The sequence below is a fragment of the Streptomyces sp. NPDC005805 genome (assembly GCF_040630445.1).
Lineage (GTDB): Bacteria > Actinomycetota > Actinomycetes > Streptomycetales > Streptomycetaceae > Streptomyces.
This window is the reverse complement of the sequence record NZ_JBEXXN010000011.1, coordinates 51,205-76,601: the sequence shown is the minus strand read 5'-3', so window position 1 is coordinate 76,601 and position 25,397 is coordinate 51,205. Positions and strand designations below refer to the sequence as shown.

Sequence of the window (25,397 nt, the reverse complement as noted above, 5' to 3'; positions counted from 1 at the left end):
CAAAAAGGTCAGTTGGAGCCTGCTAGCGTTCCCGGCCACAGCTCGGCGGGAGGGCCGCCGAGACCTTCCGCGAGGGGTGCCCATGTCCCGTTCCGGCGTCGCCGCCGAGCCCGTGTCCCCGGTGGCGGACGCGGCCCGCCCCGGACGCTCACGGTGGCCGCCCCCGGGGCTCCGGGGGCTCCGGGCCCGGTGGCGGGAGCTGCCGCGCACCGCACGTCTGCTGGTCGCGGCCACCGCCCTCTGGGCGGCGTTCAGCGCGGCCGGCCCGGTGCTCAGCGGCCGTTGGTGGGTGTGGCTGCTCCCGGATCTGGCGCCGCCGCCGCTGCTGCCCCTGGTCCCCCTGGTGCTGCTGGCCTGCTGCCTCGCCCGCCCGGCCCGGCGGGTGCGCCGGGCCCTGGTCCCGGTGCTGGCGCTGCTCCTGGTCGCGGCCGTCCCCCGGGCCGGGTTGAACTGGGCCGCCCTCACCCCCGGCGGCGGCCCCGACCGGGCCCCCGCCGGCGCCCTGACGGTCTACTCCTGGAACACGCTCTACTGGGACACCACCGACGACCCCGACGCCTTCCACCGCCATCTCGCGTCCCGGAACGCGGACGTCTACCTCCTCCAGGAGTACCTGGCATGGGAGGACGGCGGACCGGCTCCGATCGACCGGCTGGACCGGCTCCGCCGGGAGTTCCCCGCCCACCACATCGCCGTGCTGGGCGAGTTGGTGACCCTCTCCCGCTACCCGATCGTCGCCCGGCCGCCGGTGGGGCAGGCGCGCGGGCTGACGGCGCGGACGCCCTGGCGGGAGCGGTTCGAGCGGGGCAAGGTGCTGCGCACGGACATCGACGTCGGGGGCACGGTGGTCTCCTTCTACAACGTGCACGTCCCCGTGCAGCTCGACGTCCTGCGCAGCCCGCTGAGCCCGGACTTCTACCGGGTGATCCGGGACAGCGACCGCGAACGGCGGGACCACTACGCGGCGCTGCGGCGGGACGCGGCGGCCAACCCGCGTCCGGTGCTGATCTCCGGGGACTTCAACACCACCCCGGCGATGGGCGATCTGGACGGCCTGCGCGCCACCTTCCGGGACGCCCTCCCGGCCTCCGGCTCCTTCCTGCCGGGCACCTGGAAGGCGGGCGGGGCGGGGCTGTGGCGGCTGGACTGGACGTTCACCGACGAGCAACTGGCCGTTCACCGCTACGCGTTCACCTCGCCGGAGGGCCTGTCCGACCACCGCGGCCAGGAACTGACCGTCTCCCTCACGCGCCCGTCCGGACCCGCCCACGGCTGACACCCGTCCCGCCGCGTCCCCGGCCACCCCTCCTCGGCGGCCCGGGACGCGGCGGCCCCCGTACACCGGGCGCCCCGCGCGGAGCGCCCCCCTCAGGCGCCCGCGCGGGGCACCCGCCTCAGACGCCCGCCTCGTCCAGCCGGCGTCGCTGGTCCGCGTCGAGGCGCAGGTCGAGCGCCCCCATCGCCTCCTCGATCTGGGCGACCCGGCTGGCCCCGACCACGGGCAGCACCGCCGGGTCGTGGTCCAGCAGCCAGGCCAGCACCACCTGGTTGACCGTGGCGTCCAGCTCCCCGGCCACCTCCCGGAGCGCGGCGAGGCGCGGGGGCGTGCCCGGGTGGTCGTACGCCCCGGGGACCTCGACGTCCTCGCGGGTGTAGCCGCCGGCCAGCAGGGAGCTGTAGGCCCACAGCCGCAGCTCCCCCTCGGCCCGTACGTAGTCCAGGAGTTCGGGGGTGACGTGCACATGGGCGGAGGAGGGCAGCGCCATGTCCAGCCGGGGCTGGAGGTAGGAGTAGCGGTACTGGAGGTGGGTGAAGCGCGGCCGGTCGCCGGCGAGGGCGCGGGCCCGCTCGACCCGCCAGACGGCGTGGTTGCTGACGCCCAGCTCCCCGGCCTTGCCGCCGTCCACCAGGTCGGCCAGGGCCGCCACGGTCTCGGCGAGCGGGGTGGCCCGGTCCTCGATATGGGCCCAGTACAGCTCGACGCGGTCGGTGCCGAGCCGCCGCAGGCTCGCCTCCACGGCCGCGCGGACGGCCTTCTCGGACAGGCCCTCGGCGTTCTCCAGACCGGTGCCGGGGGTGGCGGGCCGGGCGCCGCCCTTGGTGGCGAGCACCACCTGGTCCCGGTTGCGGCGGTCCGCGAGCCAGCGGCCTATCACGTCCTCGCTCTCGTCACCGGTGCCGCCGTCGACCCAGAAGGCGTAGTTGTCGGCGGTGTCGATCACCGTGCCGCCGAGTTCCGTGAAGCGGTCGAGCACGGCGTACGAGGTCTTCTCGTCGACGGTGGTGCCGAACGGCAGGGCGCCGAGAGCGATGGTGCGCTGCGGGATCGCCATGGATGCAGTCCTTACTCACACAGACGGGCTTTGGACTAGACCATCTTGGATCAACAAGGCGGCCCACAGGGGTGTTTCACGGAATCGCACGGTGATGTCACATGCTGGACATGATTGGTCTAGTCCTGAAACCCGTACCCGGCATAGCATCACAGGGCCCGCACACCAGGGCACGGACGGTCACGGCAGAGCACGACGGAGTCGGCACTCGGGGGGACACGTTGCTGGAGGCGCTCGGGATACAGCAGTCGGCGGAGATCGCCTACCGACTGATGCTCGAACGGCCCGACTACGCGGTGGCGGACATGGCGCGCCACCTCGGCTGGACGGAGGCGGAGGTCCGCGCGGCCCTCACCGGTCTCGCGGACGCGAAGCTGGTGGCGATGGAGGACGAGTCGGGGGCCGTCTCCCCGGCCAACCCGGAGGTCGGGTTCTCCTTCCTGCTCGCCCGCGCCGAGGCCGAACTCAACCAGCGCAGACGGCAGGTGGAGCAGGCCGAACGGGCGGTGGAGGAGATCCTCGCCGGCTTCGCGGACGGCGGCGGGCGGGCCTTCCGCCACGACATCGTGGACCGCATCCACGGGGTGGACGCCGTCCGCGAACGGCTGGAGACCCTGGCGGCGACGGCCCGCTCCGAGTGCCTCTCCCTGCTGCCGGGTGGCGCCCAGCTGCCCGACACCATGGACGCCAGCCAGCCCCTGGACGAACTGGCCCTCGCCCGGGGCGTCCGCATCCGCTCCATCTACCAGGAGAGCTTCCGCAACGACCCGCCCACCCTCGAATACGTGCGCTGGTACTGCGATCTGGGCGGCGCGGCGCGCACGGTGCCGGTGGTCCCGATGCTGATGGTGATCATCGACCGCAAGGCGGCCCTGGTGCCCATGGACCCGGAGGACGGGCGGGCCGGGGCGCTGGAGGTGCGCAGCGGCGGCCTGGTCAACGCGCTGGTGGTCCTCTTCGACCAGCTCTGGGAGTCCGGCACCCCCTTCGGCGAGACCCCCCGCCGCGACGAGCACCAGCTCTCCCCGCAGGAGCGCGAACTGCTGCTCCTCCTGGGCATCGGCAGCACCGACGAGATCGCGGCCCGCCGGCTCGGGGTCTCCCTGCGCACGGTCCGCCGGATGAGCTCGGAACTGATGTCCCGGCTGGGCGCGCGCAGCCGCTTCGAGGCGGGCGTCCGGGCGGCCAAGGAGGGCTGGCTCTGAAAACCCGTCCGGAAGACCGCACGGCGCTGAGACGAACGGCCGCTCCGGAGCGACGAACGGTCGCCCGGGAGCGCCCGGCGGTCGTCACTTGTCCGTTATTCGAGCCGGGGTTCCGCCCAAGGGGCAGGTCGCCTAGATTTCCTGCGCGTTACGGGTGATCACACGGGACGGGAGCCACACCATGGCAGAGCCGGCACCAACGAAGACACCGCGGCGGAACCTGAATCCGCGGTCCATAGCGGTCTGGGTCCTCGTCGCTCTGGTGGGCGCGGTCGGCTGGAGCGTGCTGGCCCTGTCCCGGGGCGAGGAGATCTCCGCCGTCTGGATGCTGGCGGCCGCCCTCGGGTCCTACGCCATCGCCTACCGCTTCTACGCGCGCTTCATCCAGTACCGCGTACTGAAGGCGGACCGGACCAGAGCCACCCCGGCCGAACGCCTGGACAACGGTGTCGACTTCCACCCCACCGACCGCCGGGTGCTCTTCGGCCACCACTTCGCCGCCATCGCCGGCGCCGGACCGCTGGTCGGCCCGATCCTCGCGGCGCAGATGGGCTATCTGCCGGGGACCATCTGGATCGTCGTGGGCGTGATCTTCGCCGGCGCGGTCCAGGACATGGTCACCCTGTTCTTCTCCACCCGCCGGGACGGCCGTTCACTGGGCCAGATCGCGCGGGACGAGATCGGCCCGTTCGGCGGCGCCGCCGCCCTGCTCGCCGTGTTCATCATCATGATCATCCTGCTGGCGGTGCTGGCCCTGGTGATCGTGAACGCCCTGGCGCACTCCCCGTGGGGCGTGTTCTCCATCGGCATGACCATCCCGATCGCCCTGTTCATGGGTGTCTACCTGCGCACCCTGCGGCCGGGCAAGGTCTCCGAGGTCTCCGTCATCGGCGTCGCCCTGCTGCTGCTGGCGATCGTCGCGGGCGGCTGGGTCGCGGACTCCTCCCTCGCGGACTTCTTCACCCTGGAGCCGGGCACCCTGGTCATCTGGATGGTGGTCTACGGCTTCTTCGCGTCGGTGCTGCCGGTCTGGCTGCTGCTCGCGCCGCGCGACTACCTCTCCACCTTCATGAAGATCGGCACCATCGTGCTGCTCGCGGTGGGCGTGATCGTCGCGACGCCGGTGCTGAAGATGCCGTCGATCACCGACTTCGCGAGCAACGGGCAGGGGCCGGTCTTCTCCGGGTCGCTGTTCCCGTTCGTCTTCATCACCATCGCCTGCGGCGCGCTCTCCGGCTTCCACTCCCTGGTCTCCTCGGGCACCACCCCGAAGATGATCCAGAAGGAGACCCAGGTCCGGATGATCGGCTACGGCGCGATGCTGACGGAGTCCTTCGTCGCCATCATGGCCATGATCTGCGCGAGCATCCTGGACCCGGGGCTCTACTTCGCGATCAACTCCCCCGCCGGTGTCATCGGCACCACGGTGGACTCCGCCTCCCAGGCCGTCGCCAACTTCGGCTTCACCGTCTCACCGGATCTGCTGGCGCAGGCCGCCAAGGACGTCGAGGAGGCGAGCCTGCTCTCCCGCACGGGTGGCGCGCCGACCTTCGCACTCGGTATGTCGGAGATCTTCGCCGCGGTGATCGGCGGCGCGGGCATGAAGGCGTTCTGGTACCACTTCGCGATCATGTTCGAAGCCCTGTTCATCCTCACCACGGTCGACGCGGGCACCCGGGTGGGCCGGTTCATGCTCCAGGACATGCTGGGCAACGTCTACAAGCCGATGAAGCAGGTGAGCTGGAAGCCCGGCGTCTGGTTCGCCAGCGCGGTGGTGGTCGGCGGCTGGGGCTACTTCCTCTGGGTCGGCGTCCACGACCCGCTCGGCGGCATCAACCAGCTCTTCCCGCTGTTCGGCATCGCCAACCAGCTGCTGGCGGCGGTCGCCCTCGCGGTCTGCACCACCCTGCTGGTCAAGTCCGGCCGTCTGAAGTGGGCGTGGGTGACGGCGGTGCCGCTCGCCTGGGACGCGACGGTCACCCTCACCGCGAGCTGGCAGAAGATCTTCTCCAGCGACCCGAAGGTGGGCTTCTTCGCCCAGCGCGACAAGTACCAGGCCGGCATCGACTCCGGCGAGGTGCTCGCCCCGGCGAAGTCGATGGACGACATGCACACCATCGTCACCAACTCGACCGTGGACGGGGTGCTCTGCGCGCTGTTCGCCGTGCTCATCCTGATCGTGCTGGCCGACGCGGGCCGGGTCTGCTGGAAGGCCATCAGCGACCCGGACGGGGTGCGCCTCGCCGAGACCCCGTACGTCAAGTCGAAGATCGTCGCGCCGGACGGGCTGTTCCCGACCGCCGAGGAGAAGGCCGAACTGGCCGCGGTGGGCGCGGGCGTGCCGGCCCCCGCAAGCTCCTCGGAGAACGAGACCACCGGAAGCGGCCGGCCGTGACGGCCGCGGCGGGCACGAGCACGGACACCCGGGGCCGGCTGCGGCGCGCGGTGGCCTGGATCCGCTGGTACGTGCGCGAGGTGTCGGGCGAGACGGTCTACGACCGCTATGTCGCCCACACCCGCGCCCACGACCCCGCGGCCCCCGTGCTGTCCCGCCGCGCCTTCGAACGCGCCCGCATGGACGAACGCGAGGCGGACCCCCGCAACGGCTTCCGCTGCTGCTGACCTCCGCGCACCCGATCACGCCGAAGGGCCGCCGCTCCACCGGGGAGCGGCGGCCCTTCGCCGTCGGGTAGTGCACCCAGTCCTTGAGCTGCTCGGTGGCCAGGGTGATGTCCACCGGCGCGGGCAGTTCGAGGTCCTTGCCGAACGGCACCGTGCGGGCGTTCTCGTACCGCACGCCGTCGGGCCGGCTGTACACCGTGACCTCGCAGCTGTCGCGGTCGATCAGCAGGAAGAGCGGGATGCCGGTCTGGGCGTAGGCACGGGGCTTCTCCACCCGGTCGCGTCCGTCGGTGTCCGAGTCGTACATGGTGACCTCGACGACCATCAGCACCTGGTCCGGGTCCGCCCACTCGCCCTGACCGACGAAGGCTTCACTCGGCGCCAGGGAGCCGTCCGGGGTGCGGGCGGTCGGTGGTCACGGTCATGGACCCTCCCCTCAAGGGCCACGATAGCGGCGCCGGGTACCCTCCGCGGGGTCGTTCACGGGGCGGGCGGGGCCGTTCGTTTCCCGTCGCTCCCGACACGGAGACACAACATGTGGGGGGTGAGCCATCGAGCCGCCCCCACATGTATGCTCGTCTCGCTGTCGACGCAGGGGAATCCGGTGCGAATCCGGGACTGTCCCGCAACGGTGAGCGGTGTGCTGTGCGCTGCCCGCGAGTCCGAAGACCTGCCGACGGTCGCCCGGTCGACCGACCCGGGCGCCAGACGTCCGGGCCTCGCGGTTGGGCCGGTGGACGCCGTGCACGCGTGTGCCCGTTTCCGTGGGCCCGTGCGCGCGGCCGCCCCCTCCCGCCGGCCCCGAGCCGAGCGAGGGAGAGCACCACTGTGACCATCGCGCCCGCCGATCCGGTTTCAGCCGTCCAGCACGACGGCCCCGGTACCGCACTGCTGCGGACCCTGACCGAACTGACGGCCGACCTGCCCGACACCGACCCCGGCCGGGTCGCCGCCGCCGCCCTGCGCGGCCGGCACGCCGGGTCGGACGAGGCGGAGTTGCGCTCCCTCGCCACCGACGCGGCCGCCGGGCTGATCTCCGAGGACCCCGCGTACTCCCGGCTGGCGGCCCGCCTGCTCACGATCACCATCGCCCAGGAGGCCGCGGGTGAGGGCGCCGTGTCGTTCTCCGCCTCCGTCGCCGTGGGCCACCGCGAGGGCCTGATCGCCGACCGGACCGCCGCGTTCACCACCGCGCACGCCACCCGGCTCGACGCGCTGATCGACACCGAGGCCGACGACCGCTTCGGCTACTTCGGTCTGCGCACCCTCTACAGCCGCTACCTGCTGCGCCACCCGATCACCCGGAACGTGATCGAGACCCCCCAGCACTTCATGCTCCGCGTCGCCGCCGGCCTCGCCGAGGACGAGTCGGTGCGGGCCCTGGAGGAAGTGGCCTCGCTCTACCGCCTGATGAGCCGGCTCGACTACCTCCCCTCCTCCCCCACCCTCTTCAACTCCGGCACCCGGCACCCGCAGATGTCCTCCTGCTATCTGCTGGACTCCCCGCTGGACGAGCTGGACTCCATCTACGACCGCTACCACCAGGTCGCGCGGCTGTCGAAGCACGCGGGCGGCATCGGTCTGTCGTACTCCCGCATCCGCGCCCGCGGTTCGCTCATCCGGGGCACCAACGGCCACTCCAACGGCATCGTCCCGTTCCTGAAGACCCTGGACGCCTCGGTCGCCGCCGTGAACCAGGGCGGCCGACGCAAGGGCGCGGCCGCGATCTACCTGGAGACCTGGCACGCGGACATCGAGGAGTTCCTGGAGCTCCGCGACAACACCGGCGAGGACGCCCGCCGCACCCACAACCTCAACCTCGCGCACTGGATCCCGGACGAGTTCATGCGCCGGGTCGAGGCGGACGCCGACTGGTCGCTGTTCTCCCCCGCCGACACGCCCGAGCTGGTCGACCTGTGGGGCGCCGAGTTCGACGCCGCCTACCGCAAGGCCGAGGCCGCGGGCCTGGCCCGCAAGACCCTCCCGGCCCGGGAGCTGTACGGCCGTATGATGCGCACCCTCGCGCAGACCGGCAACGGCTGGATGACCTTCAAGGACGCCTCCAACCGCACCGCCAACCAGACCGCCGAGCCCGGCCGCGTCGTCCACTCCTCGAACCTCTGCACGGAGATCCTGGAGGTCACCAACGACGGCGAGACCGCCGTGTGCAACCTCGGTTCGGTGAACCTGGGCGCGTTCGTGGACACCGCCACCGGTGACATCGACTGGGAGCGCCTGGACGAGACCGTGCGCACCGCGGTGACCTTCCTGGACCGCGTGGTGGACATCAACTTCTACCCGACCGAGCAGGCGGGCCGCTCCAACTCCCGCTGGCGGCCGGTGGGTCTGGGCGCCATGGGCCTCCAGGACGTCTTCTTCAAGCTGCGCCTGCCGTTCGACTCGGCCGAGGCGAAGGCCCTCTCCACGAAGATCGCCGAGCGGATCATGCTCGCCGCGTACGAGGCGTCCTGCGACCTCGCCGAGCGCAACGGCGCGCTGCCCGCCTGGGCCGAGACCCGCACCGCCCGCGGTGTGCTGCACCCGGACCACTACGACGCGGAGCTGACCTGGCCCGAGCGCTGGGCGGCGCTGCGCACGCGGATCGCGGCGACCGGTATGCGCAACTCGCTGCTGCTGGCCATCGCGCCGACCGCGACGATCGCCTCCATCGCCGGTGTCTACGAGTGCATCGAGCCGCAGGTCTCCAACCTGTTCAAGCGCGAGACCCTCTCCGGCGAGTTCCTCCAGGTCAACTCCTACCTGGTGCAGGACCTGAAGAAGCTCGGCGTGTGGGACGCGCAGACCCGCGAGGCGCTGCGCGACTCCAACGGCTCGGTCCAGGGCTTCACCTGGGTCCCGGAGGACGTCCGCGCGCTGTACCGCACGGCGTGGGAGATCCCGCAGCGCGGTCTGATCGACATGGCGGCCGCCCGGACGCCGTTCCTGGACCAGAGCCAGTCGCTCAACCTGTTCCTGGAGACGCCGACCATCGGGAAGCTCTCCTCGATGTACGCGTACGCCTGGAAGCAGGGCCTGAAGACGACGTACTACCTGCGCTCCCGTCCGGCCACCCGGATCGCCCGCGCCGCGTCCGGCGCCCCGGCCGCCGCCCCGGTCCCGGTGCCCGTGCAGGCGACGCCGGAGGACGCCGTGGCCTGCTCCCTGGAGAACCCCGAGTCCTGCGAGGCGTGCCAGTAGGCACCCGACCGCCCCCCGGGGGTGTCCGGCCCCGAACCGCCGGACACCCCCTCCCGCACCACCCACCCGGAAGGACGGCGCGCCCGCGCCGGTACGCCATGACTGACCAGCAGAACCTGCTCGACCCCGGATTCGAGCTGACCCTCCGCCCGATGCGCTACCCCGACTTCTACGAGCGCTACCGGGACGCCATCAAGAACACCTGGACCGTGGAGGAGGTCGACCTCCACTCCGACGTGGCCGACCTCGCCAAGCTCACGCCCGCCGAGCAGCACCTCATCGGCCGGCTGGTCGCCTTCTTCGCCACCGGCGACTCGATCGTGGCCAACAACCTGGTCCTCACGCTCTACAAGCACATCAACTCCCCGGAGGCGCGCCTGTACCTGTCGCGCCAGCTCTTCGAGGAGGCCGTGCACGTCCAGTTCTATCTGACGCTGCTGGACACCTATCTGCCCGACCACGAGGACCGCAACGCGGCCTTCGCGGCGGTGGAGAACATCCCCTCCATCCGTGAGAAGGCGCAGTTCTGCTTCAAGTGGATGGACTCGGTCGAGAAGATCGACCGGCTGGAGACCAAGGCGGACCGCCGCCGCTTCCTGCTGAACCTGATCTGCTTCGCCGCCTGCATCGAGGGCCTGTTCTTCTACGGCGCCTTCGCCTACGTCTACTGGTTCCGCTCGCGCGGTCTGCTGCACGGCCTGGCCACCGGCACCAACTGGGTGTTCCGGGACGAGACGATGCACATGAACTTCGCCTTCGAGGTCGTGGACACCGTCCGCAAGGAGGAGCCGGAGCTCTTCGACGCGGAGCTGGAGCAGCAGGTCGTCGACATGCTGCGGGAGGCCGTCGAGGCGGAGCTCCAGTTCGGCCGTGACCTGTGCGGCGACGGTCTGCCGGGCATGAACACCGAGTCGATGCGCGAGTACCTGGAGTGCGTCGCGGACCAGCGCCTGACCCGGCTGGGCTTCAAGCCGGTCTACGGCTCGTCCAACCCGTTCTCCTTCATGGAGCTCCAGGGCGTCCAGGAGCTGACGAACTTCTTCGAGCGCCGGCCGTCCGCCTACCAGGTGGCGGTCGAGGGCTCGGTGGGCTTCGACGACGACTTCTGATCCGGCCCGCGCACCGGGCGGCGGCCCGCACCCCTTGTCACAGAGGGTGCGGGCCGCCGGCGTCTGCGCGGGGCCGCGCGGAGGTCAGATGCCGCAGGAGGTCAGATGCCGCAGGAGGGCGCGGACCAGTAGCGGCTGGGCCGGTGGTCGACATGGGCGTGGTCGTTGTGGCCCGGGTAGCCGGGGCCGAGGATGCCGTTGAAGCCGTGGTTGCGGGCCGCCTGGGCGAGCCGGCACAGGGTGTGCGGCCCGGCGCCGAGGTCGGCCGCGTCCCCGTAGAGATGGCGGCTGTTGGACGCCCCGCCGACCGCGTTGTTGCAGGCGGTGGAGCGGAAGCCGCTGGTCACCCGGATCGGCTGGTCGCCGAGGGCGTGCCGCAGGGCCTGGAGCTTCCACATGGTGCGCAGCGCGTTCGACTTGGCGGTGGCCGCGCTCACCGCACCGCCCGCCCAGGTGGAGTTGCAGGTGTTCAGCTCGGCGTAGCTGAAGTTGACCGGGGTGCAGTCGTCGTCCTGGAGGGCGTAGATCCTGTTGAAGGTGGCGGGCCCGGCGACGCCGTCGGCGGCGAGCCCGTAGGCCGACTGGAAGCGCTTGACGGCGGCGGCCGTGGCGGGCCCGTAGGAGCCGTCGATCGCGAGGACCGCGCCGGTGCCCGGGTAGCCGGCGACCCGGATCTGGAGCTGGGTGACGTCCGCGCCGCTCGCCCCCTGGGAGAGGGTGCGCGACCAGGTGTAGCAGCCGTCGGCCTGCGCGGAGCCGGCCGTGGCCACCACCCCGGTCAACGCGGCAACCGTGAGCATGACAACAGACAAGAGAAGGCGAGCCGTTCGTCTCAGCATTGCGTCTCCCTGCTGTGAAGGCGGTGTACGGGAGAGACTGACGGGACGGTCGACGCGCGTCAACAGCGCCCGGGCCACTGCCATTTGTCCGCCCAATGACGATCCGGTGACCGCCTTCGCCACGGGCCCGGACAGACCCGGGGGCCCCGCTCGGCGAGCGGAGCCCCGGCAACGGCGGTGCCCGGCTCAGTCGTTGGCGACGACCGGGTAGCGCGGGGTGCCCTCGGCCATCTGCTTCAGCGCGTCCTTGCGCTCCCGCTTGGAGAGCCGGTCGATGTAGAGGTACCCGTACAGGTGGTCCGTCTCGTGCTGGAGGCAGCGCGCGAAGTAGCCGGTGCCGCGGACCTTGATCGGGTTGCCCCGCAGGTCCTGGCCGCGCACCACCGCGTAGTCGGGGCGGGCCAGCGAGGCGTAGGCGGTCGGGACGGAGAGGCAGCCCTCGTTGGAGTCGTCGAGGCTGCGCTGCTCGGCCGGCAGCTCCTCCAGCACCGGGTTGCACACCACACCGGTGTGCCGCGCCCCGTCGTCGTCCGGGCAGTCGTAGACGAAGACCTTCAGGTCCACGCCGATCTGGTTGGCGGCCAGGCCCACGCCCTCCGCCGTCCGCTGGCTGGCGAACATGTCGTCGACGAGCGCGGCGAGCTTCTCGTCGAACTCGGTGACGTCCTTGCACTCCTTGTGGAGGACGGGGTTGCCCACGACCGTGATCGGGCGGGAGGTGCCGCGCTCGCGGTGGGCGAGCTCACGCTCCTCGCACTCCTCGGTGTCCACGACGAAGCCCTCTTCGTCGACCTTCAGGTCCGTCCCCTGCTGCGACGCCATGTCAGCCGTACGCCCTTCTCACTACCGCAAGTACCCGAGGTGCCCGGTGTACCCGATGCCCGACGCGCGCCCGGAACCGGTGCCGGTCACGCTGTGTCCGTACAGCCTACGGGCAGGCGTCAGCAGACTTCTTCGAGATCGCGCCACTCGCGGGTGTCCGGGCTGTCCGCGACCCAGCCGTCCAGCAGCCCGCGCACCAGACCGGCGGGGGCCGCTATCCCGCACTCGCGCTCCGGGGACCAGAGGTCGCCCGCCGTGCGGTGGCCGAGCGGCCCGGGGTGGCCCGGCTCGCTGTGGTCGTGCGGGTCCAGGTGCTCGCCCTCGCCTTCGGCGCTGGGCATGCTCCCCTCGGAACAGGACCGGCACAGCAGCCGCACCGAGGAGGACCAGTCCTCGGCGGCGAACCCGGCGTCCGCGGCCAGCTTCTCCAGCGCGTCCCGGTCCGCCTCGGTGGCCGCCTCCAGCAGCACCACCCAGGTGGGGACGGGTGAGGGGGCCCACAGCTCGATCTCGTCGAAGACGGGGAAGGACGGGCCGGCGCTGGTGGTGCGCTCCCCGTTGGGCACCCCGTCGTGCAGTACGACCTCGCCCCAGCGGCGGCCGGAGGACGGCAGCGGGATGGACAGGACCTCCATCCGGGCCGGGTCCAGCCGGCGGCCCCACACCACCTCGGCCTCGCCCTCGGGCGACAGCCGCACGGCCGCGCTGCCCAGCTCCATGCCGACCGGCTCGCCGTTGGAGCCGCCGGGGGCACCGGAGCGCGCGGGGCTGCCGGGCACCTTCAGCCCGTACGCCTGCCAGGCGCGGCGGGCCAGCGGCCAGTCCTGGAGGGCGGTGGCCGCGATACCGACGTTCCACCAGTCCGGGGCGCCGGTCTCCTTGTCGAGGAGGGCGACGGCCCGCAGCCCGGCGGCGCGGGCCTGCTCCCAGTCGTGGCGGAACTTGTGCAGCAGCGCCAGGTTGAACCAGGACTCCGACAGCCAGGGCTCCAGATCCGCGGCCCTGGTCAGCAGGGCGCCCGCGTCCTCGTACCGGCCGTCGCCGATCAGCGTGAACGCGCGGTCCGTGGCCTGCCGCCACGAGGCGGACGGCCGATGCCGTACCTTCCCGAAGATCCTCACGTTTCCCGCCTGCCGGTCGCTCGGGCCACTGCCCCGACGCATGCCTGTCTGCCTGCTTCCAAGCCTTCTTTCGCATCCAACCATGCCCGGTCGGGGGCTCGCTCATTACCCATGGGTTACCCCGGTGGGACCGGGCCCAGACCCGTTCCGGGGCCGGTCCCGGAGCCCTGCCCCACCGGGGACCGGGCGGGCCGGACCCTGCCCAGGACCCGGGCGAGGGACTCCACGACGGCCGGGGCGTAGTCGTGCCCGGTCCCCAGCCGCAGCCGTTCCAGCGCGGCCAGCGCCCCGTCCGCACTGCCTCCGCTTCCCTGGGTCAGGTCCTCGTATGCGTTCGCCGCCCGGACGATCCTGGCGGGCAGCGGCTGCTCACGGTACGGGTCGGCCTGCCGCTCCACCACGGCGGCGACGGCGGCGGACACCCCCGTGGTGCGGACCACGGCCCCGCCGAGCAGGGCGATGCGCCGCTGCTCCTCGGGCGCCAGCAGGGCGGTGGCGCCCCTGGGCACCGGGTCGACGAGGGAGAGCTGCCCGATGTCGTGCATCAGCGCGGCCTGCTCCAGCACCGCCAGCTCCCCGGCGGACAGCCGCAGTTCCCGCCCCACGGCGACGCTGAGTTCGGCCACCCGGTGGGCGTGACCGGGCGGGGTGTGACCGGCGATCTCGGTGGCCCGGGCGAGGGAGGAGATGGTCTGCCGGTAGGTGGTGCGCACGGCCGCGTACCGGCGGAAGGACACCTGGGTCAGCAGCAGCGGCAGACAGAGGACGGGCAGCGCCCACAGTCCCGCGACGGCGGTGGCGAGCGCGGTCACCGCCCCGGTGGCGCAGACGGCGCTCCCGGTGCCGCCGAGGGCCCGCAGCTCGTCGCGGAGGGCCGGGCCGAAGGGTCCGGCGGACCGGGCGGCGGCCAGGGCCGCGGCGAGCACGGCGTCGCAGAGGGCGGTGAGCCCCAGCAGCAGGACGAGGAACAGGACATAGGCCGGGCCGTGTCCGAGGACGCGGTCCAAGGCGCCCGTCTGGTGCAGGGGTTGGAAGCAGACGGCGGCGAAGGCGGTGGTCAGCACCCGCCGGGCGAGATGGTCCGCGACGGCCTCGTCCCCGCGCGCCACCCGGGGCACGGCCCCGACCAGCGCCCCCGCGAGGACCACGGCCACGGTCTGGAGGACACCGTGGGCGGTGGCGCGCCCGGCGCACTCACCGAGGAGGGCGTACGCGAGCGCGCCGGCGGCGCCCAGGGGCGCGGGTTCCCGGAGGGCCCCCGGGCCGCCGGTGCGCGCGCCACTGTCCGCCCCCCTGTCACCCCTGTCCCACCGGGCGAGTTCGCCGACGGCGACGAACGTGCCGAAGGCGAGGGCCAGGGCGGGCCGGTCGAGCCCGTCCCGGACAGTCCACACCAGGGCGAGCAGCGCGAGGGCCCAGGCGGCGGAGCGCACGGCGGCGGCGACGGCCCGGCCGGCCGGCCCGGCTCCCCCGCGGGCCGGGCCCCGTCGGCCGTGGCGGTGGCGGCCCGGCGCCCTGGTCCGCTCGCGCCCGGTCCGCTGCGGCCTCATCCGCTGCGCACCCCGCGCCGCGGGCGGGCCCGCGCCGCGTGCCGGGACCGGGCGGGCGGCACCGGCCCGGCGGGCAGCGCCTCGTCCGAGGTGACCGAGGTCTCCCAGCCGTCCCGCCGCACGGCGCGCACCAGGGCGTCCACCATCCGGGGGTCGAACTGCGTCCCGGCGCAGCGCCTCAGCTCCTCCAGCGCGACCGGGACCGGGCGGGCGCGCCGGTAGGAGCGGGTGGAGGTCATCGCGTCGAAGGCGTCGGCGACGGCCACGATCCGGGCCGGTTCGGGGATCCGGTCCCCGGCGAGCCCGTACGGGTAGCCGCTGCCGTCGAGGCGTTCGTGGTGGTGGAGGATCGCGGAACGGGCCTCGTCGAGGAAGGCGATACCGCGCACGATCTCGTGTCCGTACTCCGGGTGCAGCTCGATCACCCGGCGTTCCTCCGGGGTGAGCGGGCCGTCCTTGCGCAGGACCCGGGTGGGGACGCCGAGCTTGCCGACGTCGTGCAGGATGCCGGCGAAGCGGATGGTCTCCAGCCTCTCCTCGGCCATCCGCAGTTCCCGGGCGATGAGCACGGAGGCCCGGCCGACGCGTTCGCTGTGGCCCCGGGTGTAGCGGTCCTTGAGGTCGACGGCGTGGACCAGGGCGCGGATGGTCGCCCGGTGGGCGGCCCGTTCCCGGTGGTACTGGGCGAAGGCCCAGCAGGACAGGTGCATGGGCAGCAGGACGAGGAGCGCGGAGGGCGGCCCGTACGGCCCCTGCCACAGGACGGCCGTCATCAGCCCGGCGAGCCCGTGCACGCAGTGCGGCGCGGGTGCCAGGGGCGGAAGGAGGCGCCGGACCGGCCGGGGCGCGGGGTCGGCGGCCGCGCGGACCAACCCGTCGAGAAGGGCGAGGACCAGGCAGAACGCCAGGGAGGCGGCGAGCGCCGGCAGCAGCACCTGCGGGAAGTCCGGGGCGCCCGGCGCGTGCCGGGGGCCGGTCGCGCGGAAGACCCCGGCGGCCGCCCAGACCGCGAGGGCGAGCCGGGCGGCGCGCCAGGCGCGGCGGACGGTCAGCGCGGGCGGCTCGGCGGGCCCGAGGAGGGCCCCGGGCAGGGCGACGAGGGCGGCGGCGGCCGGGGGCAGCAGGAAGGCGGCGGCGAGCAGCACCGGGAAGAAGGACCCGGACCCGGCGGCCGGAATCCCGCCCCGGCGCAGCCGGGCGGGGAGTTCGCCCGCCGCGTGGACGGCGGCGAGCAGCCCGACCGCCGCCCAGGACACGGCCCGGTCGGCCGGGGCGGGCGCGGCGCAGGCGGCCGCGGTCAGGACGGCGGCCGCGACGACGGCGTACACCGCCCTGGGTATCGCCGTGACCACCGTGCCTCCTCGACTCCCGCGTCACGCTAGCCAGTTGCGGGAGCGGCCCGGGCCGGTACGGGAGTCGTTAGCACATACGGGTGACACGGGAGCGCGGGCCCCGGGTGTGCGCCCGGGCGCGACCGCGAGGCTCCGGACACAGCTCCGGACACAGCTCCGGGCACAGCTTTCCGGACACACACATGAGGCGCGGACCGACCGGTCCGCGCCTCCGCCCGCCGCCGTCCGGCGGCTGCTGCCGGGCTACTCCTGGGCCGCCGCCACGTCCTGGTCCGGGACCGCCTGGCCCGAACGGATCAGGTCGATGCGGCCCATCACCTTGGCGCGCAGGTCGGACGGCACGTCGTCCTGGCCGCAGCAGCGCTTGACCAGCTTCTTCACCGCCTGCTCCAGGCCGTACTTCTCCAGGCACGGGGAGCACTCCTCGAAGTGCACCTCGAACTTGGTGCAGTCTCTGTCGGGCATCTCCCGGTCGAGGAACTCGTAGAGATGGTCCAGGACCTCAGAGCAGTCCGTCTCGTGCGGCTCTCCGCAGCTCATGAGCCCGAGCCTTTCGCTTCGTTCGACTCCCCCGCACCGGCCGGGACGAGCCCGCGCTCACGGGCGTAGTCCTCCAGCATGCCGCGCAGCTGGCGGCGGCCGCGGTGCAGGCGGGACATCACCGTACCGATGGGTGTCCCCATGATGTCCGCGATCTCCTTGTACGCAAAGCCCTCGACGTCGGCGAGATAGACCGCGATCCGGAACTCCTCGGGGATCGCCTGGAGGGCCTGCTTGACGTCGGAGTCCGGGAGGTGGTCCAGCGCCTGCGACTCGGCGGAGCGCAGACCGGTGGACATGTGCGACTCCGCGCGCGCGAGCTGCCAGTCCTCGATCTCCTCGGCGGCACTGCGCTGCGGCTCCCGCTGCTTCTTGCGGTAGGAGTTGATGAAGGTGTTGGTGAGGATGCGGTACAGCCACGCCTTGAGGTTGGTGCCCTCACGGAACTGGTGGAACGAGCCGTACGCCTTGGCGTACGTCTCCTGCACGAGGTCCTCGGCGTCCGCCGGGTTGCGCGTCATACGCAGCGCCGCGGAGTACATCTGGTCGAGAAAACCGAGGGCGTCGCGCTCGAATCGGGCGTTCCGCTCGCCGGCCGTCTCCTCGGACTGCTCCGCCCGGCCGTCGTCGGTCCCTGCGTCGGTCCCAGTGACCGGACCCACCTCCTCCAACGCTGTGGCGGAGCCGAGACCGGACCCGCTCGAATCGGAGAATAGTCGACCTTGGTGCGCCGGGGCCTGTCCATTGCGACCGCCCACCGGGGCAACCGGACCGCTCTTGCCCTGCGACAGCACCGTCCAGTCCAGCCCGTCGGTGCGGTCGGCGGTCGGGCAGAAGGTCGTACCCATGCGGTGGACTCCCTACTCCATGCTCGTCTCTGACATCCGCCTCAACAGCACTGCGGGGCCCCGCATTCCCGGGCCGTGCGCCCCGGCGGCTTCCGGTCAGCGAACTGACGCGATCCAGCCGGTCACGGCCTCCGTGATGGTGCGCAGGGTGTCGGCCTCCGTGATGCCGGACCGCTTCGGCACGGCGAAGCCGTGGTCGGCGGCGGGCACCTCGACCAGCCGGTGGGAGCCCTCGGGGAACTCCGCCGGGCGACCGAAGGGGTCGGCCGCGCCCTGCACGACGAGGGTGGGCAGGCCCGCGCCGAGGAGTTCGTCCGCCCGGGACTTCTCGGGGCGGCCGGGCGGGTGGAGGGGAAAGCTCAGGGCGAGGACGCCGGCCGCGCCCAGTGGGGCGGCGGTGCGGCAGGCCACCCGGGCCCCCGCGCTGCGCCCGCCGGCCACCACCGGCAGCCCGGGTGCGGCGAGGCCCGGCCACACCCCTCGCCACCCGGTGTCGAGGGTCTTCGGGGCGGGCGCCACCTTCCGGCCGGCCACCCGCCAGGGCTGCTCCACGAGGGCGACGGTGACGCCGTGGGCGGGCAGCGCGGCGGCGAGGGCGGCCAGGTCCCGCGCCTCGATGCCGCCGCCTGCGCCGTGCCCGAGGGCGAGGACGAGGCGGGCGTCCCGCGCCGGGTGCCAGGTGACGCGGACGTCACCGGCGTCGGTCGCGAGGGTTTCCGTGCGAGTCACATGGGCCATCCTGCCGCGCCGGGGCCCGGGCCCTGCCCCCGGCACGCGCCCCGGGGCCGCGCCGCGCGCAGTGCCCGGCCCGCTCGGGGGGCGTGCGCCTCGCTACCGCCCGCCCGGAGCGGCCCGTGAACCGGCCACGCGCCCGGGCCGTCGCCCCGGGCTCGATCCGGTCCGCCCCGAGGTCCGGCCCGTTCAGAACAGGACCGGCTCCTCCGGCCCGGACAGCTCCTCCAGCAGCTCCGGCCCGTTGTTGCGGACATTGCTGACCGCCGTGGCCACCGGATACGCCCGCATCAGGCCCTCCGGCGGTGCCGCGAGCAGCGCCCGCACCTCGTCCATACCGGTGCGGGCGGGGTCGAGCCAGGCGTCCCAGCGGTCCTCGGTCAGCATCAGCGGCATCCGGGGGTGGATGTCGGAGAGCGAACGCGGCCCCTCGGCCGGGGCCACGCCCAGCGGTCCCTGCTCCGCCTCGGTGGTGATCACGGAGCAGGTGACCCACCACGCCTGCGGATGGTCGTCCGGCAGGGTGCGGTCGCGCCAGAACTCGTACAGCCCGGCCATCGCGAAGACGGACCCGTCGGCCGGGGTGACGAAGTACGGCTGCTTGCGGGGGCGCTTCTTCTTCCCCTCGACCTCCAGCTCCCGCTCACCGGTCCCGGTGACCCACTCGTAGTAGCCGTCGGCGGGCAGGATGCAGCGCCGGGACAGCAGGGGCTTGCGGAAGGAGGGCTTCTCGTGGACGGTCTCGGCGCGGGCGTTGATCATCCGCGCGGCGCCCTCGGGCGACTTCGACCAGGAGGGCACCAGGCCCCACTTCAGGGTCCGCATCTGACGAACCGGACGCCGGTCGTCCGCGTCTTTCAGAGGACGTTCCAGGATCGCGTACACCTCTTTGGTGGGCGCCACGTTCCAGTCGGGCGCCAGCGCCTCCTCCGGCTCCCACATCTCGACCTGGAACAGCCCCACGAGATCCTCGGGCTGCCGACTCGCTGCATACCGTCCGCACATAAGTGCCACACTGCCACTTCGATACGCCGTCCGAGGGAGCCACCCGCGAAATGGTCATCACACCGGTCACGCCGTCCATGGCCGAGCCCATAGCCGCCGGCCCGTTCATCGCCGACGGCTCGTTCGGCGACTTCTGGGACCGGCTGACCGGGACCCAGGACGCCCCCGAGGTCTGGCTCGTCGTCGCCACCGGCGTCCTCGCCCTGGCCGCCGTGCTCCCCGGCCCGCTGTGGCGCCTGTCACGGAACGCGGTCACCATCGCGCACGAGGGCGGCCACGGACTGGTCGCCCTGCTCACCGGCCGCAAGCTCCAGGGCATCCGGCTGCACTCGGACACCAGCGGACTGACCGTCAGCCGGGGCAAGCCGACCGGACTGGGCATGGTCCTGACCGCCGCCGCCGGCTACACGGCGGCGCCGCTGCTCGGCCTCGGCGGCGCCTGGCTGCTCGCCGCGCACCACATCACCCTGCTCCTGTGGGTGGCGACCGCCCTGCTGCTGGCCCTGCTGGTCATGGTCCGCAACGCCTACGGGGCGCTCACCGTGACCGTCACCGGCGCCGCGTTCCTGCTGATCTCCTGGCTCACCGGACCGGATGTGCAGTCCGCCTTCGCCTACGCGGCCGTGTGGTTCATGCTCCTGGGCGGGGTGCGGCCGGTGTTCGAGCTCCAGACCAAGCGGCGCCACGGGGAGGCGGCGGACTCGGACGCGGACCAGCTCGCCCGGCTGACCCATGTCCCGGCACTGGTCTGGCTCGGCTTCTTCCACCTGGTCGCGTTCTGCTCCCTGATCGGCGGAGGACGCTGGTTGCTCGGTTTGTGACGCATCAGGGGCTCGGTGACTACCCACTAAAGTGAAGGCCATGACCGAGACCGTGCACCCCCTGTGGCCTGCTCCCTACGCCGACGGCGCCGTCGAGGCGACGATCACCGTGCCCGGGTCCAAGTCGGTGACCAACCGGGCCCTGGTACTCGCCGCGCTCGCCTCCGAGCCCGGCTGGCTGCGCCGCCCCCTGCGCTCGCGCGACACCCTGCTGATGTCCGCCGCCCTCCAGGCGATGGGCGTGGGCATCGAGGAGACGGTCTCGTCCAGCACCGCGGGCTCCTCCGGTGGCGCCGGCGGCGCGGGCGAGGCATGGCGGGTCATCCCCTCCGGCCTGCACGGACCGGCCTCGGTCGACGTGGGCAACGCGGGCACGGTCATGCGCTTCCTGCCGCCGGTCGCCGCCCTCGCGGACGGCCCGATCCGCTTCGACGGCGACCCGCGCTCCTACGAGCGGCCGCTCGGCGGGGTGATCGGGGCGCTGCGCTCGCTGGGCGCGCGGATCGACGACGACGACCGCGGCGCGCTGCCGCTGACGGTGCACGGCGGCGGCGCGGTGGAGGGCGGCGCGGTGCGCATCGACGCCTCCTCGTCCTCCCAGTTCGTCTCGGCGCTGCTGCTCTCCGGCGCCCGTTTCAACCAGGGCGTGGAGGTGCGGCACGTCGGCGGGCCGCTGCCGTCCCTGCCCCACATCCGGATGACGGTGGACATGCTGCGCGCGGTCGGCGCGCAGGTCGACGAGCCGGAGACCGGCGGCGAGCCGAACGTCTGGCGGGTGGCGCACAGCGCCCTGCTCGGCCGGGACCTGACCATCGAGCCCGACCTGTCCAACGCCCAGCCGTTCCTGGCCGCCGCGCTGGTCACCGGCGGCCGGGTCACCATCCCGGACTGGCCCGAGCGCACCACCCAGCCGGGTGACGCGCTGCGGCACATCTTCACCGAGATGGGCGGTTCCTGTGAGCTGACCACCACCCCGCACGGCACGGCCCTGGTCTTCACCGGCGGCGGCCGGGTGCACGGCATCGACATCGACCTGAGCGAGGTCGGCGAGCTGACCCCGGGCATCGCCGCGGTCGCCGCCCTGGCCGACTCCCCCTCCACCCTGCGCGGGGTCGCCCATCTGCGGCTGCACGAGACGGACCGGCTGGCGGCCCTCACCAAGGAGATCAACGCGCTCGGCGGGGATGTCACCGAGACCGAGGACGGTCTGCACATCCGCCCGCGCACCCTGCACGGCGGGGTGTTCCACACCTACGACGACCACCGGATGGCGACGGCCGGCGCGCTCATCGGCCTGGCCGTGAAGGACGTCCGCGTCGAGAACGTGGCGACCACGGCGAAGACCTTGCCCGACTTCCCGCAGATGTGGGCCGAGATGCTCGGGGTCTGACGCCATGCGCCGCTACGGCAAGCACACCGACGAGGACGACATCCGCTCGCGCCCCAACCGCAAGGGGAACCGCCCGCGCACCAGCATCCGCCCCAAGCACGAGGACGCGGCCGAGGGCATGGTCCTCACCGTGGACCGGGGCCGGCTGACCTGCCTGGTCGACGGCCGGGTGGTGGTCGCGATGAAGGCCCGCGAACTGGGCCGGAAGGCGGCGGTCGTCGGGGACCGGGTCGGCATCGTCGGGGACCTGTCGGGCGACAAGGACACGCTGGCCCGGATCGTGCGCATCGAGGAGCGCAGTTCGGTGCTGCGGCGCACCGCGGACGACGACGACCCGTTCGAGCGGGTGGTCGTCGCCAACGCCGACCGGCTCGCCATCGTCACCGCCCTCGCCGACCCCGAACCGCGGCCCCGGCTGATCGACCGCTGCCTGGTCGCCGCGTACGACGGCGGGCTTGAACCGCTGCTGGTGCTGACCAAGTCGGATCTCGCCGCACCGGACGAACTCCTGGAGATGTACGGCGCGCTGGGTGTGCCCCATGTGGTCACCACCCGTGAGGAGTTCGTGGACGGTGTGGCCGCCGACCGGGTCCGGGAGCATCTGGCCGGGCGGACCACGGCCTTCGTCGGCCACTCCGGCGTCGGCAAGACCACCCTGGTGAACGCCCTGGTGCCGGAGGACCGCCGCCGGGTCACCGGGCACGTCAACGCGGTCACCGGCCGCGGCCGCCACACCACCACCTCCGCCCTCGCCCTGCCGCTGGCCGCCGCGGGCGGCGGCGAGGCCGCCACGGGCGAGGCGGCGGGCTGGGTGATCGACACCCCGGGTGTGCGCTCCTTCGGTCTGAACCACGTCGACCCCTCGCGGGTGATCCACGCCTTCCCGGACCTGGTGCCGGGGACGGAGGGCTGCCCGCGCGCCTGCTCCCACGACGAGCCGGACTGCGCCCTGGACGACTGGGTGGCCGAGGGGCACGCGGACCCGGCTCGTCTCTACTCGCTGCGGCGGCTGCTCTCGACGCGCGAGCGGCGCGAGGGCGACTGACGTCCCGTCGGGCGCGACGCGCGGGCGGGACGGGGGTCGGCGGGTCACCTGTCGCGGCCATCGGTGAGGGCATAATCGGCGCGAGTACGACCAAAAGGGCGCGCGTGCGACCCAAGAGCAGTCACCGACGACGTGGGAGGTCGAGGACCGATGGCGTGGCTGCTCGTAGTGGTCGCCGGACTGCTGGAGACCGGGTTCGCGGTGTGTCTGAAGCTCTCCCACGGCTTCACCCGGCTGTGGCCCACGATCGCCTTCGCGGCCTTCGCCCTGGGCAGCTTCGGCCTCCTCACCCTCGCCCTGCGCCGGCTGGACGTGGGCCCGGCGTACGCCGTGTGGACGGGCATCGGCGCGGCCGGCACCGCCATCTACGGCATGGTCTTCCTCGGCGACGTGGTCTCCGCCCTGAAGATCGTCTCGATCTCCCTGGTCATCTGCGGGGTCATCGGCCTCCAGCTCTCCGGCTCGGCCCACTGACCCCGGACTCCCCGGCGCCGAGCGCGGTCCGCACCAGCGCGCCGACCCCGTCGCCGGTGGGCGCGATCGCGTAGGACAGGGCCAGCCGGACGGCGAGTTCGCAGAGCACCGGCAGCCCGTCCGGATCGGCCTCCGTCCCGCCCGCACCGGGCTGCTGCCGTCCGGCGCGGGCGACCGCCGCGAGGGACCGCTTCCGTACGGCGGCCAGCAGTTCGGCGGGGTCCGGCGGCCCGCCGTCGGCGCGGCGCTGGGCGGGGACCGTGCGCCGGGGCGGACCGTCCGGCAGGGGCGGGGGCGCGGGCAGCAGGGTGTCCCGGCAGCCGGTGAGCAGCCCCCGCAGCAGGGGTCTCGCCGTCAGCCGGTCGACGGTCCACTCGGCGAGCGGGACGAGCCGGTCGGCGACGGTGTCGCCGGGCAGGGCGGCGATCCGTTCCACGCCCCGCAGAAAGGCGTCGGCCTCCCGGCGCAGCAGGGCCCGCGCGAGTCCGTCCTTGCTGCCGAACTCGTTGTAGAGGGTCTGCCGGGAGACCCCGGCGGCGCGGGCGACGTCGACCATCCGCACCGCGCTCCAGGGGCGTTCGCCGACGGCCCGGGCCGCGGCGTCGAGCAGGGCCTCGCGCGCTGCGGGCATCGTCGCCTCCCGGCCGTGGAGCCGCCGGCCGGTCCGGGGCCCGCCGACGGCCCGCCGGCGGAGCGGATTGCGCACAGGGTCGGGGCACCGGGCACGGCTGTCAAGGGAGGCGGACGGGCTCCGCCGGAGGTCCGGACCGGCGCCCGGCGCCCACCGATAGGGTGAAGGCATGCCCGACTACCACGATGATCTGCGCCTCGCCCACGTCCTCGCGGACGCCGCCGACGCCGTCACGACGGAGCGTTTCAAGGCCCTCGACCTCAAGGTCGAGACGAAGCCGGACATGACGCCCGTCAGCGAGGCGGACAAGGCCGCCGAGGAGCTGATCCGCGGGCAGTTGCAGCGCGCCAGGCCGCGGGACGCGATCCTGGGCGAGGAGTACGGCATCGAGGGCACCGGGCCGCGCCGCTGGGTCGTGGACCCGATCGACGGCACCAAGAACTACGTCCGCGGGGTGCCGGTCTGGGCCACCCTGATCTCGCTGATGGAGGCCGGGGAGGACGGGTTCCAGCCGGTGGTCGGCGTGGTCTCGGCGCCCGCACTGGGCCGCCGCTGGTGGGCGGCGAAGGGCGCGGGCGCGTACACCGGGCGGAGCCTGACCTCGGCGACGCGGATGCAGGTCTCCCGGGTGGAGCGGCTCGCGGACGCCTCGTTCGCGTACTCCTCACTCAGCGGCTGGGAGGAGCGGGGCCGGCTCGACGGGTTCCTGGACCTGGGCCGGGCCTGCTGGCGGACCCGTGCCTACGGCGACTTCTGGTCGTACATGCTGGTCGCCGAGGGCGCGGTCGACATCTGCGCCGAGCCCGAGCTGTCGCTGTGGGACATGGCGGCCCCGGCGATCGTGGTGCAGGAGGCGGGCGGCTCGTACACCGGCCTCGACGGCACCCCGGGCCCGCACAGCGGCAACGCGGCGGCGTCGAACGGGCTGCTCCACGCCGAGCTGCTGGAGTACCTGGGCGGGCAGTCCGAGCACGCCTGACCCCCGGCCGGCCCGGCCCCGGCGCCGGCGTGCGGGCGCGTCCGTGCCCGCGACCGGCGCCGGTACGCGCCCCGGCATGCCCCGCACGCCCTCTTGCCGCCTTCGCGCACGACTGGGACTCTGAAAGTCCCCCCACTTGTGAACTTGTGAATCCGTTCTCATGTGGGATCCGTCCACGCAGGAGGTGGCTCCAGTCCATGCTCGTCCGTGACGCCATGAGCACGGTGGTCCTCACCATCGGCCCCGCACACACACTCCGCCAGGCGGCCCGGTTGATGTCCGCGCGGCGCGTCGGCGCGGCCGTCGTCCTCGACGGCGACTCCGGCCTCGGAATCCTGACCGAACGAGACATCCTCAACGCGATCGGCGCCGGCCAGAACCCCGATCTGGAGACCGCGGGCACCCACACCACGAACGACGTCGTCTTCGCGGCACCCTCCTGGACCCTGGAGGAGGCGGCCGAAGCCATGACCCACGGCGGGTTCCGCCATCTGATCGTGACGGACCCCGGCGGTCCGGTCGGGATCGTGTCCGTCCGGGACATCATCCGCTGCTGGGTCCCGGCCAGGCGGCACGCGGACACGGCCGCGGCGACCTGACCCGACCGGACAGGCCCCTGTGCGGGGTCGGGTCCGACCGGGACCGGACATGCGAGGAGGGCCGGGCCCGGGCGGTGTCGGGTCCGACCGGGACCGGACATGCGAGGAGGGCCGGGCCCGGGCGGTGTCGGGTCCGACCGGGACCGGACATGCGAGGAGGGCCGGACCCCCTGGACAGGGAT

The 25,397-nt window shown here is 73.2% G+C and carries 23 protein-coding genes, 1 pseudogene and 1 riboswitch; of the genes and pseudogenes, 12 read left to right on the top strand and 12 right to left on the bottom strand.

The window, feature by feature from the left end:
• The first annotated feature begins 82 nt into the window (after window positions 1-82).
• Window positions 83-1,276: an endonuclease/exonuclease/phosphatase family protein gene (locus tag ABZ457_RS08985; RefSeq protein WP_359155502.1), complete on the top strand. Its 1,194-nt coding sequence runs from the start codon at window positions 83-85 to the stop codon at window positions 1,274-1,276.
• Window positions 1,277-1,394: 118 nt separating this feature from the next.
• Here the strand turns inward: ABZ457_RS08985 and ABZ457_RS08980 are convergent, their stop codons facing one another.
• A complete protein-coding gene (locus ABZ457_RS08980) occupies window positions 1,395-2,333 on the bottom strand; it encodes an aldo/keto reductase (RefSeq protein ID WP_359155500.1) in 939 nt (312 codons plus the stop codon).
• A gap of 221 nt (window positions 2,334-2,554) precedes the next feature.
• Here ABZ457_RS08980 and ABZ457_RS08975 point away from each other — a divergent pair, with 221 nt between their 5' ends.
• The 3 genes from ABZ457_RS08975 to ABZ457_RS08965 all read left to right on the top strand — a co-directional run bounded on the left by ABZ457_RS08975 (window position 2,555) and on the right by ABZ457_RS08965 (window position 6,160).
• A complete protein-coding gene (locus ABZ457_RS08975; protein ID WP_359155498.1) occupies window positions 2,555-3,538 on the top strand; it encodes a helix-turn-helix transcriptional regulator in 984 nt (327 codons plus the stop codon).
• A 181-nt stretch (window positions 3,539-3,719) separates the two neighbouring features.
• Complete coding sequence (locus ABZ457_RS08970) at window positions 3,720-5,933, top strand: carbon starvation CstA family protein (protein ID WP_359155496.1); 2,214 nt, start codon at window positions 3,720-3,722, stop codon at window positions 5,931-5,933.
• A gap of 38 nt (window positions 5,934-5,971) precedes the next feature.
• Window positions 5,972-6,160: a YbdD/YjiX family protein gene (locus ABZ457_RS08965; protein ID WP_359155612.1), complete on the top strand. Its 189-nt coding sequence runs from the start codon at window positions 5,972-5,974 to the stop codon at window positions 6,158-6,160.
• Window positions 6,161-6,233: 73 nt separating this feature from the next.
• On the opposite strand, the pseudogene ABZ457_RS08960 reads toward ABZ457_RS08965, so the two are convergent.
• Window positions 6,234-6,557, bottom strand: a pseudogene (locus tag ABZ457_RS08960) (Uma2 family endonuclease); the annotation flags it as partial.
• A gap of 157 nt (window positions 6,558-6,714) precedes the next feature.
• Window positions 6,715-6,853, top strand: a riboswitch (cobalamin riboswitch).
• 135 nt (window positions 6,854-6,988) lie between these two features.
• Between ABZ457_RS08960 and ABZ457_RS08955 the strand changes: the two are divergent.
• Both ABZ457_RS08955 and ABZ457_RS08950 read left to right on the top strand, forming a co-directional pair.
• The gene (locus tag ABZ457_RS08955; protein ID WP_359155494.1) at window positions 6,989-9,358 is read left to right on the top strand and encodes a ribonucleoside-diphosphate reductase subunit alpha; all 2,370 of its coding nucleotides are present in this window, start codon (window positions 6,989-6,991) and stop codon (window positions 9,356-9,358) included.
• Between the two features lie 98 nt (window positions 9,359-9,456).
• Window positions 9,457-10,467 (top strand): ribonucleotide-diphosphate reductase subunit beta, encoded by a 1,011-nt coding sequence (locus ABZ457_RS08950; protein ID WP_359155491.1) that lies wholly within the window; start codon window positions 9,457-9,459, stop codon window positions 10,465-10,467.
• A gap of 101 nt (window positions 10,468-10,568) precedes the next feature.
• Here the strand turns inward: ABZ457_RS08950 and ABZ457_RS08945 are convergent, their stop codons facing one another.
• The 9 genes from ABZ457_RS08945 to ABZ457_RS08905 all read right to left on the bottom strand — a co-directional run bounded on the left by ABZ457_RS08945 (window position 10,569) and on the right by ABZ457_RS08905 (window position 19,276).
• Window positions 10,569-11,306, bottom strand: a complete 738-nt coding sequence (locus tag ABZ457_RS08945; protein WP_359155489.1) for a D-Ala-D-Ala carboxypeptidase family metallohydrolase — start codon at window positions 11,304-11,306, stop codon at window positions 10,569-10,571.
• 186 nt (window positions 11,307-11,492) lie between these two features.
• Complete coding sequence (def, locus tag ABZ457_RS08940) at window positions 11,493-12,128, bottom strand: peptide deformylase (RefSeq protein WP_359155487.1); 636 nt, start codon at window positions 12,126-12,128, stop codon at window positions 11,493-11,495.
• 119 nt (window positions 12,129-12,247) lie between these two features.
• A complete protein-coding gene (locus ABZ457_RS08935; protein WP_359155485.1) occupies window positions 12,248-13,249 on the bottom strand; it encodes a hypothetical protein in 1,002 nt (333 codons plus the stop codon).
• Between the two features lie 116 nt (window positions 13,250-13,365).
• Entirely contained in the window at window positions 13,366-14,799 is a 1,434-nt protein-coding gene (locus tag ABZ457_RS08930; RefSeq protein ID WP_359155483.1) for a metal-dependent phosphohydrolase, read from the bottom strand.
• Entirely contained in the window at window positions 14,796-16,100 is a 1,305-nt protein-coding gene (locus ABZ457_RS08925; protein WP_359155610.1) for an HD-GYP domain-containing protein, read from the bottom strand. Before ABZ457_RS08925 ends, ABZ457_RS08930 begins: the two co-directional genes overlap by 4 nt.
• Before the next feature lie 294 nt (window positions 16,101-16,394).
• Window positions 16,395-16,691 (bottom strand): mycothiol system anti-sigma-R factor, encoded by a 297-nt coding sequence (gene rsrA / locus ABZ457_RS08920; RefSeq protein WP_359155480.1) that lies wholly within the window; start codon window positions 16,689-16,691, stop codon window positions 16,395-16,397.
• Complete coding sequence (locus tag ABZ457_RS08915) at window positions 16,688-17,353, bottom strand: sigma-70 family RNA polymerase sigma factor (RefSeq protein ID WP_359155608.1); 666 nt, start codon at window positions 17,351-17,353, stop codon at window positions 16,688-16,690. Before ABZ457_RS08915 ends, rsrA begins: the two co-directional genes overlap by 4 nt.
• A 282-nt stretch (window positions 17,354-17,635) precedes the next feature.
• Window positions 17,636-18,277: an alpha/beta family hydrolase gene (locus ABZ457_RS08910; RefSeq protein ID WP_359155478.1), complete on the bottom strand. Its 642-nt coding sequence runs from the start codon at window positions 18,275-18,277 to the stop codon at window positions 17,636-17,638.
• Window positions 18,278-18,460: 183 nt separating this feature from the next.
• Complete coding sequence (locus ABZ457_RS08905) at window positions 18,461-19,276, bottom strand: SOS response-associated peptidase (protein WP_359155476.1); 816 nt, start codon at window positions 19,274-19,276, stop codon at window positions 18,461-18,463.
• Window positions 19,277-19,353: 77 nt separating this feature from the next.
• Here ABZ457_RS08905 and ABZ457_RS08900 point away from each other — a divergent pair, with 77 nt between their 5' ends.
• From ABZ457_RS08900 to ABZ457_RS08885, 4 genes are all read left to right on the top strand, one after another.
• Window positions 19,354-20,097, top strand: a complete 744-nt coding sequence (locus ABZ457_RS08900; protein WP_359155606.1) for a M50 family metallopeptidase — start codon at window positions 19,354-19,356, stop codon at window positions 20,095-20,097.
• Window positions 20,098-20,137: 40 nt separating this feature from the next.
• Window positions 20,138-21,487 (top strand): 3-phosphoshikimate 1-carboxyvinyltransferase, encoded by a 1,350-nt coding sequence (aroA, locus tag ABZ457_RS08895; RefSeq protein ID WP_359155474.1) that lies wholly within the window; start codon window positions 20,138-20,140, stop codon window positions 21,485-21,487.
• Window positions 21,488-21,491: 4 nt separating this feature from the next.
• The gene (gene rsgA / locus ABZ457_RS08890) at window positions 21,492-22,532 is read left to right on the top strand and encodes a ribosome small subunit-dependent GTPase A (protein WP_359155471.1); all 1,041 of its coding nucleotides are present in this window, start codon (window positions 21,492-21,494) and stop codon (window positions 22,530-22,532) included.
• Between the two features lie 150 nt (window positions 22,533-22,682).
• Window positions 22,683-23,006, top strand: a complete 324-nt coding sequence (locus ABZ457_RS08885) for a multidrug efflux SMR transporter (RefSeq protein ID WP_359155469.1) — start codon at window positions 22,683-22,685, stop codon at window positions 23,004-23,006.
• On the opposite strand, the gene ABZ457_RS08880 is transcribed toward ABZ457_RS08885, so the two are convergent.
• Window positions 22,972-23,637 carry a TetR/AcrR family transcriptional regulator gene (locus ABZ457_RS08880; RefSeq protein ID WP_359155467.1) on the bottom strand — a complete coding sequence of 222 codons (666 nt, stop codon included), beginning with the start codon at window positions 23,635-23,637 and terminating at the stop codon, window positions 22,972-22,974. The two genes, ABZ457_RS08885 and ABZ457_RS08880, sit on opposite strands and share 35 nt — an antisense overlap.
• A 169-nt stretch (window positions 23,638-23,806) precedes the next feature.
• Between ABZ457_RS08880 and hisN the strand changes: the two genes are divergently transcribed.
• Window positions 23,807-24,616 (top strand): histidinol-phosphatase, encoded by an 810-nt coding sequence (gene hisN / locus ABZ457_RS08875; RefSeq protein WP_359155465.1) that lies wholly within the window; start codon window positions 23,807-23,809, stop codon window positions 24,614-24,616.
• Window positions 24,617-24,813: 197 nt separating this feature from the next.
• The gene (locus ABZ457_RS08870) at window positions 24,814-25,215 is read left to right on the top strand and encodes a CBS domain-containing protein (RefSeq protein WP_359155463.1); all 402 of its coding nucleotides are present in this window, start codon (window positions 24,814-24,816) and stop codon (window positions 25,213-25,215) included.
• Window positions 25,216-25,397 lie beyond the last annotated feature (182 nt).